Raw genomic sequence first — 9,156 nt, 5'->3', positions numbered from 1 at the left:
TCACCGGCTCGGCCACGACGGTGTCCTGCGCGACGGTCCCGGCCGGCTGAGGGGCACCTGCCGGAGCGGTCGCCTTACGGGTGGCGCTCCGGCAGGTGCCCCTCAGCCGGCCGGGACCGTCGCGCAGGACACCGTCGTGGCCGAGCCGGTGAAGGCTCCCGAGCCCGTCGCCGAAACCGCCGAGCCCGTGGAGCCTGCCGAGCCCGCCGCCGCGCCGCGAGGCCGTGCCCGCCGCCGTGCGTCGGCCCCCGCCGGTGCGCCGCAGGGCGCCCCGGACGCCGAGCCCGCGACCGTCGCCGAGCCGGTCGCCGAGGCCGCCGCGGAGACCGCCCGTGCCGAAGAGGCCGCCGCGGAGCCCGCCGGCGAGGCTGCGCCCCCGTCGCGCCCGCGCCGCCGTGCCTCCCGCAAGGCGAGCTCTCCGGCAGGCTCGCCGCAGCCGGTCGAGGAGGTCGCCGAGGCGGCCGCCGAGAAGGCCGAGAGTCTCCCCGCCGCCGTAGCCGAGGAACTGGCCGCCGAGACCGAGCAGGTCGAGGAAGCCGCTCCGCGAGGACGTCAGCGCCGCCGTGCCACCGCCGCCGCGGGCCGTCCCGAGTTCACGGGCAAGGTCGAGGAGCCGGCCCGCAAGGGACGTCGCGCGACGCGCCCCGCCGTGGCCGTGTTCCAGGCCCCGGTCTTCTCCGAGCCGATGTTCCAGACCCCGGAGACCGCCGCGGCGGCGGCCGCCGCCGGCACCCCGGCGTACGGAGCGAGCGAGGAGGCCGAGGAGCAGAAGCCCCAGGAGCGCGCGCCGCGCAAGGCCGAGGCCAGGCAGACCGCCGAGGCCGCAGCCCCCGCCGAGCCCGCCGAGGCCGAGTCCGCGCCGCAGGGCGGTTCGCGCCGTCGCCGCCGCCGTCGTGGCGAGGCCGTCGAGACCGAGCCGGCCGCGACTCCGGTCACCCTCCCGGCCGAGCAGCCGGCCCCCGCCGCCGTCGAGGACGAGGCCGAGCCCGAGACGGACGCCGAGCACGAGGGCGACGAGTCGGATGAGTACGGGGACCGGCCCTCGCGCCGTCGCCGTCGTGGCGGCCGCCGCCGCCGTCGCGGTGAGGCCAACGACGCGGACGACGCCGAGCAGCAGGAGGACGCCGCCGCGGACCGCTCCGAGGACGAGCAGCAGGCGCACGACGACGAGGAGGACGACGAGCACGAGTCCTCCTCCGGGTCCAGCAGCAGCCGTCGCCGTCGCCGTCGTCGCCGCCGCAGCGGGGACGCCTCCGGTGAGGAGACGGGCACGGGCACGGACGACCCGGAGCGTACGGTCGTCAAGGTCCGCGAGCCGCGCCGCAAGGAAGCCGAGCGCGAGCCCGGCACCGGCTTCGACGAGGTCCAGTCCATCAAGGGCTCGACCCGGATGGAGGCCAAGAAGCAGCGCCGTCGCGAGGGCCGTGAGCAGGGCCGCCGTCGCGTCCCGATCATCACCGAGGCCGAGTTCCTGGCCCGCCGCGAGGCCGTCGAGCGCGTCATGGTCGTCCGCCAGAGCGGCGAACGCACCCAGATCGGCGTCCTCGAGGACAACGTGCTCGTCGAGCACTACGTCAACAAGGAGCAGGCCACCAGCTACGTCGGCAACGTCTACCTGGGCAAGGTGCAGAACGTACTGCCGTCCATGGAGGCCGCGTTCGTCGACATCGGCAAGGGCCGCAACGCCGTCCTGTACGCGGGCGAGGTCAACTTCGAGGCGCTCGGCATGGCCCACGGGCCGCGCCGCATCGAGACCGCGCTGAAGTCCGGCCAGTCCGTCCTCGTCCAGGTGACGAAGGACCCGATCGGCCACAAGGGCGCCCGCCTGACCAGCCAGGTCTCGCTGCCCGGCCGCTACCTGGTCTACGTGCCCGAGGGCTCCATGACCGGCATCAGCCGCAAGCTGCCCGACACCGAGCGCGCCCGGCTGAAGACCATCCTCAAGAAGATCGTCCCCGAGGACGCGGGCGTCATCGTGCGCACCGCCGCCGAGGGTGCGAGCGAGGACGAGCTGCGCCGTGACGTCGAGCGGCTGCAGCAGCAGTGGGAAGAGATCCAGAAGAAGTCCAGGAACACCAGCAGTTCCAACGCGCCGACGCTGCTCTACGGCGAGCCGGACATGACCGTCCGGGTCGTCCGGGACATCTTCAACGAGGACTTCTCGAAGGTGATCGTCAGCGGTGACGACGCCTGGGAGACCATCCACGGCTATGTGTCGCACGTGGCGCCGGATCTGACCGACCGGCTGTCGCGCTGGACCTCCGAGGTCGATGTCTTCGCGACGTACCGCATCGACGAGCAGCTGATGAAGGCGCTGGACCGCAAGGTCTACCTGCCGAGCGGCGGCTCGCTGGTGATCGACAAGACCGAGGCGATGGTCGTCGTCGACGTCAACACCGGCAAGTTCACCGGCCAGGGCGGAAACCTCGAGGAGACCGTCACCAAGAACAACCTGGAGGCGGCCGAGGAGATCGTGCGCCAGCTGCGGCTGCGCGACCTCGGCGGCATCGTCGTCGTCGACTTCATCGACATGGTGCTGGAGTCCAACCGGGATCTGGTGCTGCGACGGCTGCTGGAGTGCCTGGGCCGCGACCGTACGAAGCACCAGGTCGCCGAGGTCACGTCGCTGGGCCTGGTCCAGATGACCCGTAAGCGGGTGGGCCAGGGTCTCCTGGAGTCCTTCTCCGAGACCTGTGTCCACTGCAACGGGCGCGGCGTGATCGTCCACATGGAGCAGCCCACGGCTGCCGGGGGCGGCGGTGGCGGCAAGCGGTCCAAGAAGCGCGGCCGCGGCGCAGCCGAGCACGAGCACGGCCATGACCACGAGCAGGCCGATCAGCAGGCCGAGGTGGAGACCGAGGCCGAGGTGGCCGCCGAGGTCGCCGCCCCGGTGGCGCTGCCCGAGCCGGAGTTCGTGGCCGACGAGGAGCTGTACAGCAGCGCGGCCGAGGCCGAGGCGGCGGCGTCACGCGGCCGTGGCCGCCGGCGCGCGACCCGCAAGGCCACTGCTCCGGCCGGCGCACCCGCCCCTGTCGCCGAGACCGCCCCGGCGGTTCCGGCGGTCGAGGTGAAGCCGCAGCCCGAGCCGGCCGCCGAGGCCCCGGTGGAGGCTCCGGCCGCCCCGGAGGCGGAGGCCGCGCCCGAGGCGGAGGCCGCGCCGGAGGCGGAGGCCGCGCCCCCGGCCCGTACGCGTCGCAGGGCCACCCGGAAGGCGACCGCCCCGGCGGGTTCGCCCAAGCAGGCCGATGTGACACCTCCGGTGCAGCCGGCCGAGCCCGCGGCGGAGCCCGTCGCGGCCGAGGACCCGGTCGTGGAGGCCCCGGCGCCCGCTCAGCCCGTGAAGGCGGAGAAGGCGACGGAGCCCGAGGCACCGGCGGCTGACGAGGAGCCGGCTCCGGCTGCCCCGCCGCGCGCCCGTCGCCGGGTGACCCGCAAGGTCACCGCTCCGGCGGGATCGCCCGCAGGCACCGAGGAGGCAGCGGCCGTCGTGGTCACGGACGCCGACTCCGACACGCCCGATGCCTCTGGCACCGAGGCGGCGGAATCGGAAGCTCCGGCCAAGAAGACCGCGGCGCGGAAGACCGCGAAGAAGGCCACGGCGAAGAAGACGGCCACCAAGAAGACCGCCGCCAAGACGGTCGCGAAGAAGACCGCCGCGAAGAAGACGACGACGAAGAAGGCAACGGCGAAGAAGACCGTGGCAGCCGAGCAGTCGTCGCCTTCCGTGACGGCTTCGACCGTGTCCGCCGATTCGGGCCCGATCGCCGGCTGAGCAGTCCGCGACCGGTCACGACCGAGACGTGTCCCGCCCCGAAGTCTTCGGGGCGGGACACGTTTTTTGGTCCGGACCCGGTGCGTCTGCCGGTCAGATGGTCTGAAATGACAGGAGAAATGCCTCATAATGTGACGGCGGTCGCTGTCCGTGGACTTCCTGCGAGATATCGAGGGACCACGGTCGATGGCCGACCCGGTTCGTTGCCGGCCGGGTCCTCTTTCCCCGGTGGGGCGCCCGGCCTTGTGCCGGTGGGGTTGCGCGCGGTCCCGTGAGGCCTCCCGCACCCCGGAGCTCCGCCTGTGGAGAGCTCCTGCGGTGTTCAAGGAGGACGTCCATGACGACCATCGACGAGCAGCCGATCCCCGCTGCCCGCCCGGTCATCGGTGAAGAGGAGATCGAGGCCGCGGTACGCGTGCTGCGCAGCGGGCGCGTCGTGCAGGGCCCCGAGGTCGCGGCCTTCGAGGAGGGTTTCTCCGAGCTGGTCGACGGCCGGCACTGCGTCGCCGTCAACTCCGGTACCTCCGCGCTGTACCTTCTTCTGCTCGCCCTCGGCATCGGCCCGGGCGACGAGGTGATCGTCCCCTCCTTCTCCTTCGCGGCCTCCGCGAACGCCGTCCGGCTGGCCGGCGCCGACGTGGTGTTCGCCGACATCGAGCCCGGCAGCTACGGCCTGGACCCGGCCGCCGTCGAGGCGGCCGTCACGCCTCGCACGGCCGCAGTCATGCCGGTGCACCTCTACGGTCACCCGGCGGCGATGGACAGGCTCGGGCCCCTCGCGCGGAAACACGGACTCGCCGTCGTCGAGGACGCGTGCCAGGCGCACGCGGCGGCCCTGGACGGCACCCCTGTCGGCGCGTTCGGTGAGGGCGGAACGTTCAGCTTCTACCCGACCAAGAACATGCACGCCCTCGAGGGCGGCATGGTCACCACCGCCGACGCCGAACTCGCCCACACGGTGCGCCTCCTGCGCAACCAGGGAATGGAGCAGCGGTACGCCAACGAGATCGTCGGTGCCAACATGCGCATGACGGACGTGGCCGCCGCCGTCGGCCGCGTACAACTGGGCAAGGTCGCCGGGTGGACCGAGCGGCGCCGCGCCAATGCCGCGTACCTCGACGCGCACATCACCGCCCCGAACGTCATGACGCCACCGGTCGCCCGGGGTGCCCGGCACGTCTACCACCAGTACACGATCCGGGTGCGGGGTGACCGCGAGGCCTTCATGGCCGGGCTCACCGAGGCCGGCATCGGCAACGCGGTCTACTACCCGACCCCGATCCACCGGCTCAAGCCGTACTGGGAGCCGGACCAGAAGGCCGGCCGGAACTGGGACCTGCCCGAGACCGAGCGGGCCGCCGCCGAGGTCGTCTCCCTCCCCGTCCACCCCTCGCTGGGCGAGGGGGATCCGGCCCGTATCGCCGACGCCGTGAACGCACTGGGGGAGAAGCTGTGACCACCGTACTGAGGGCCGGCCTGGTCGGTCTCGGCTCCATGGGCCGCAACCACGCCCGTGTCCTCGCGGGACTCGAAGGCGTGACCCTGGCGGGAGTCGTCGACCCCCTGGGCGACAAGAACGGCTGGGCGCAGGGCGCCCCCGTCCTGCCGACCGTCGAGGACCTCATCACGCTCGGCATCGACTACGCGGTAGTGGCCTGCCCGACCGCCCTGCACGGAGACATCGGGCTCCAGCTCGCCCACGCCGGTGTCAGCGCCCTGATCGAGAAGCCCCTGGCCGACACCGCCGAAGGCGCCCGCCGCCTGCTCGACGCCTTCGCGTCGCGGAACCTGGTGGCCGGTGTCGGCCACATCGAGCGCTGCAACCCGGCCCTGCGTTCACTGCGCAGCCGCCTGGAGGCCGGGGAGCTCGGTGACGTCTTCCAGGTCGTCACCCGCCGCCAGGGCCCCTTCCCGCACCGCATCGCGGACGTCGGCGTGGTCAAGGACCTCGCCACGCACGACATCGACCTGACGGGCTGGGTCACGGGCCAGACGTACGCCTCGATCGCGGCCCACACCGTCTCCAAGTCCGGCCGCCCGCACGAGGACATAATCTCCGCCGTGGGCAAGCTCTCCGAAGGCACCATGGTCAACCACCTGGTCAACTGGCTGAGCCCGCTCAAGGAACGCTTCACCTCGGTCACCGGTGAGCGAGGCTGCTTCATCGCGGACACTCTCACCGCCGACCTCACGTTCCACTCGAACGCGTCGGTGGCCACCGAGTGGGAGGCCCTGCGCGCGTTCCGCGGTGTCTCCGAGGGCGACATGATCCGCTACGCGATCCCGAAGCGTGAGCCGCTGCTGGTGGAGCACGAGCTCTTCCGGGACGCCGTACTGGGTCAGCCGGCCGACATCTGCACCCTGCGTCAGGGCCTGCTGACCGTCGAGGTGGCCGAGGGGCTGCTGGAATCCGCGGCGACCGGACTCGCCGTGCGGCTGGACGAGAGAACCATGCCGCCCGAGGGCGTGGCCGGTTGACCCGGCCCGATGTGTCCGTGGTCGTGGCCGTCTACAACACGATGCCGTATCTCACCGACTGCCTGAACTCACTGGTGGGGCAGAGCATCGGTGCCGGCCGGCTCGAGGTCGTCGCCGTGGACGACGGGTCCACCGACGGGAGCGGTGCCGAACTGGACCGCTTCGCGGCCGAGTACCCGGGCACCGTCAAGGTCATCCACCAGGAGAACTCCGGAGGTCCGGCGGCACCGAGCAACCGTGCCCTGGACGTGGCCACCGGGCGGTACGTCTACTTCATCGGTGCCGACGACCACCTGGGCGAGGAAGCCCTGGCGCGCATGGTGGCGTGTGCGGACGAGTACGACTCCGACGTGGTCATCGGCAAGATGGTCGGAACCAACGGCCGGTATGTGCACCAGAAGCTCTACAAGCGGAACGATCCCGACATCGACCTCTTCCGCTCGGAGCTGCCTTTCACCCTGGCGAACACCAAGCTCTTCCGCCGGGAGCTGGTGGAGAAGCACGGGCTGCGCTTTCCCGAGGACCTGCCGGTGGGCAGCGACCAGCCGTTCACCGTCGAGGCGTGCGTCCGGGCCCGCAGGATCTCGGTTCTCGCGGACTACGACTTCTACTACGCGGTGAAGCGCGGCGACGCCGGCAACATCACCTATCGGGCCGACCACCTGTCCCGGCTGCACTGCACGGCCGCGATCATGAAGCACGCCGCCGCACTCGTCGAGGCCGGCCCCGACCGTGACGCGCTGCTCCGGCGGCACTTCACCTGGGAGCTCTCCAAGCTCGTGCAGAGCGACTTCCCGGCACTGGACGCCGGGGTCCGCCGAGAGGTGTGCGCGGGGATCGCCGCCCTCGCGGACGAGTACCTCACCGACGGGCTCAGGGACTCCCTCGACGTCAAGCGCCGGGTGCGGATCTGCCTCGCGCGGGCGGGTGCCGTGGACGAGCTGATCCGTGCCGTCACGGACGAGACGGAGCGGGGTGCCCCGCCCTTCCTGCTGGAGGACGGCCGGGCCTTCGCGCTGTACCCCGGCTTCCGCGACGAGGAACTCGGCCTCCCCGACCGGGTCTACGAACTGCTCGGCGAGGCCGTGCCCGGGCGGCTGGCGCAGGCCACGGAGCTCGTCGCCGCCGAATGGGACCAGGCCGGCGACGACATGGGTCTCCTGCTCACGGTCAGGGTCGGTGTCCTGGGCGACACCGGCTCCCTGACCGTGCGTCTGGCCCAGGGCGCCATGCCGAAGAGCGCCGACAAGCCCGGTGCGCGCCGTCTGCCGGCCGGCCACGCCCTTCCCGCCCCTGTCGGGGAGTCCGACCGCATGACGACCGGCGACGGCCGGGCGACGGCCGTACACGCCCGGATCCCGGTCCACGCCGTCAAGGCGAAGCTCGGCGTCCGGGTGTACGTGGACGTGGCGGGTTCGGCGTACGAGATCCCGGTGAGGACCGGCGGGATGCCGTTGCCCCTGGCCCGCCGCTGGCGGCAGGACGTCCCGTACCGGGTCGCGGCGAACCGGAACCCCAAGGGCCGGCTCGTGATCACGACGGCGCCCCTGTGGGAGGCGGACCCGGGCGCGGGCAAGCGGCTGCGCCACATGCTGTCCAGGCTGAAGAGGAAAGTGACCCGATGAACATCTGTGTAGTCGCGCTCGGCAAGATCGGTCTCCCGCTCGCCGTGCAGTTCGCGGTCAAGGGCCACACGGTCGTCGGCGCGGACGTCGACGCGAAGGTCGTCGAACTCGTCAACGCGGCCACCGCACCCTTCCCCGGCGAGCACGATCTGGACGTCAGGCTCAAGGAGACCGTCGGCGCGGGCCTGCTCTCCGCGACGACGGACACCGCGGCCGCGGTCGCCGCGTCCGACGCCGTCGTGGTCGTCGTCCCGCTGTTCGTGGACGCCCAGGGCGCCCCGGACTTCGGCTGGATGGACTCGGCGACGAAGGCGATCGCCGCGGGCCTGAGGCCGGGAACCCTCGTCAGCTACGAGACCACCCTGCCGGTGGGCACGACGCGCACGCGCTGGGCGCCCATGCTCGCCGAGGGCTCCGGTCTGACCCCGGGTGTCGACTTCCACCTGGTCTTCTCCCCGGAACGGGTGCTGACCGGCCGTGTCTTCGCCGACCTGCGCCGTTACCCGAAGCTCATCGGCGGCATCGACGAGGCGTCAGCCCGGCGCGGGGCGGAGTTCTACGAGGCCGTGCTCGACTTCGACGACCGCGAGGACCTGCCGCGCGCGAACGGCGTCTGGGACCTCGGGACGGCGGAGGCCTCCGAGCTGGCCAAGCTCGCCGAGACCACCTACCGCGACGTCAACATCGGTCTGGCCAACCAGTTCGCCCGGTTCGCCGACAAGAACGGCATCGACGTCACGAAGGTCATCGAGGCCTGCAACAGCCAGCCCTACAGCCACATCCACCAGCCCGGCATCGCCGTGGGCGGCCACTGCATTCCGGTCTACCCGCGGATGTACCTGTGGAACGACCCGGAGGCCACCGTCGTGCGCTCGGCGCGTGAGGCCAACGCCGCGATGCCCGGGTACGCCGTCGACCTGCTGGCCGCCGCCTACGGCGACCTGGACGGTGCCGGGGTCCTGGTGCTGGGCGCCGCCTACCGCGGGGGAGTCAAGGAGACCGCCTTCTCCGGCGTCTTCGGGGTCGTCGACGCGCTGAAGGCCCGTGGCGCGGTGCCGTTCGTCTCCGACCCGATGTACACGGCCGACGAACTGACCGCGCACGGTCTCGTGCCGCACGCGGGCCAGACCGTCACCGCCGCGATCCTCCAGGCCGACCACGCCGAGTACAGGGAGCTGGCCGCCGCCGACCTGCCGGACGTCCGCGTCCTCGTCGACGGCCGCCGCACGACGGACCCGGTCAACTGGCCGGGCGTCCGTCGCGTCGTCATCGGGGGCTGAC

The 9,156-nt window shown here is 72.3% G+C and carries 5 protein-coding genes; all 5 read left to right on the top strand.

What is annotated here, in order from left to right:
- Positions 1-25 precede the first annotated feature (25 nt).
- The 5 genes from BFF76_RS24740 (at position 26) to BFF76_RS24720 (ending at position 9,155) form a co-directional block, all read left to right on the top strand.
- Positions 26-3,772 (top strand): Rne/Rng family ribonuclease, encoded by a 3,747-nt coding sequence (locus BFF76_RS24740; protein ID WP_478077880.1) that lies wholly within the window; start codon positions 26-28, stop codon positions 3,770-3,772.
- Positions 3,773-4,109: 337 nt separating this feature from the next.
- Positions 4,110-5,228 (top strand): DegT/DnrJ/EryC1/StrS family aminotransferase, encoded by a 1,119-nt coding sequence (locus tag BFF76_RS24735; protein ID WP_053928589.1) that lies wholly within the window; start codon positions 4,110-4,112, stop codon positions 5,226-5,228.
- Entirely contained in the window at positions 5,225-6,250 is a 1,026-nt protein-coding gene (locus tag BFF76_RS24730; RefSeq protein ID WP_031091929.1) for a Gfo/Idh/MocA family protein, read from the top strand. Before BFF76_RS24735 ends, BFF76_RS24730 begins: the two co-directional genes overlap by 4 nt.
- A complete protein-coding gene (locus BFF76_RS24725; RefSeq protein WP_065849091.1) occupies positions 6,247-7,875 on the top strand; it encodes a glycosyltransferase family 2 protein in 1,629 nt (542 codons plus the stop codon). The genes BFF76_RS24730 and BFF76_RS24725 overlap by 4 nt, the downstream gene beginning before the upstream one ends.
- Positions 7,872-9,155, top strand: coding sequence for a nucleotide sugar dehydrogenase (locus BFF76_RS24720; RefSeq protein ID WP_065849090.1), 1,284 nt, complete (start codon positions 7,872-7,874; stop codon positions 9,153-9,155). Before BFF76_RS24725 ends, BFF76_RS24720 begins: the two co-directional genes overlap by 4 nt.
- Position 9,156 lies beyond the last annotated feature (1 nt).

The organism is Streptomyces mutomycini, from assembly GCF_001700505.1.
Classification (GTDB): Bacteria; Actinomycetota; Actinomycetes; order Streptomycetales; family Streptomycetaceae; genus Streptomyces; species Streptomyces mutomycini.
This window is presented reverse-complemented; position numbering and strand designations above follow the sequence as displayed.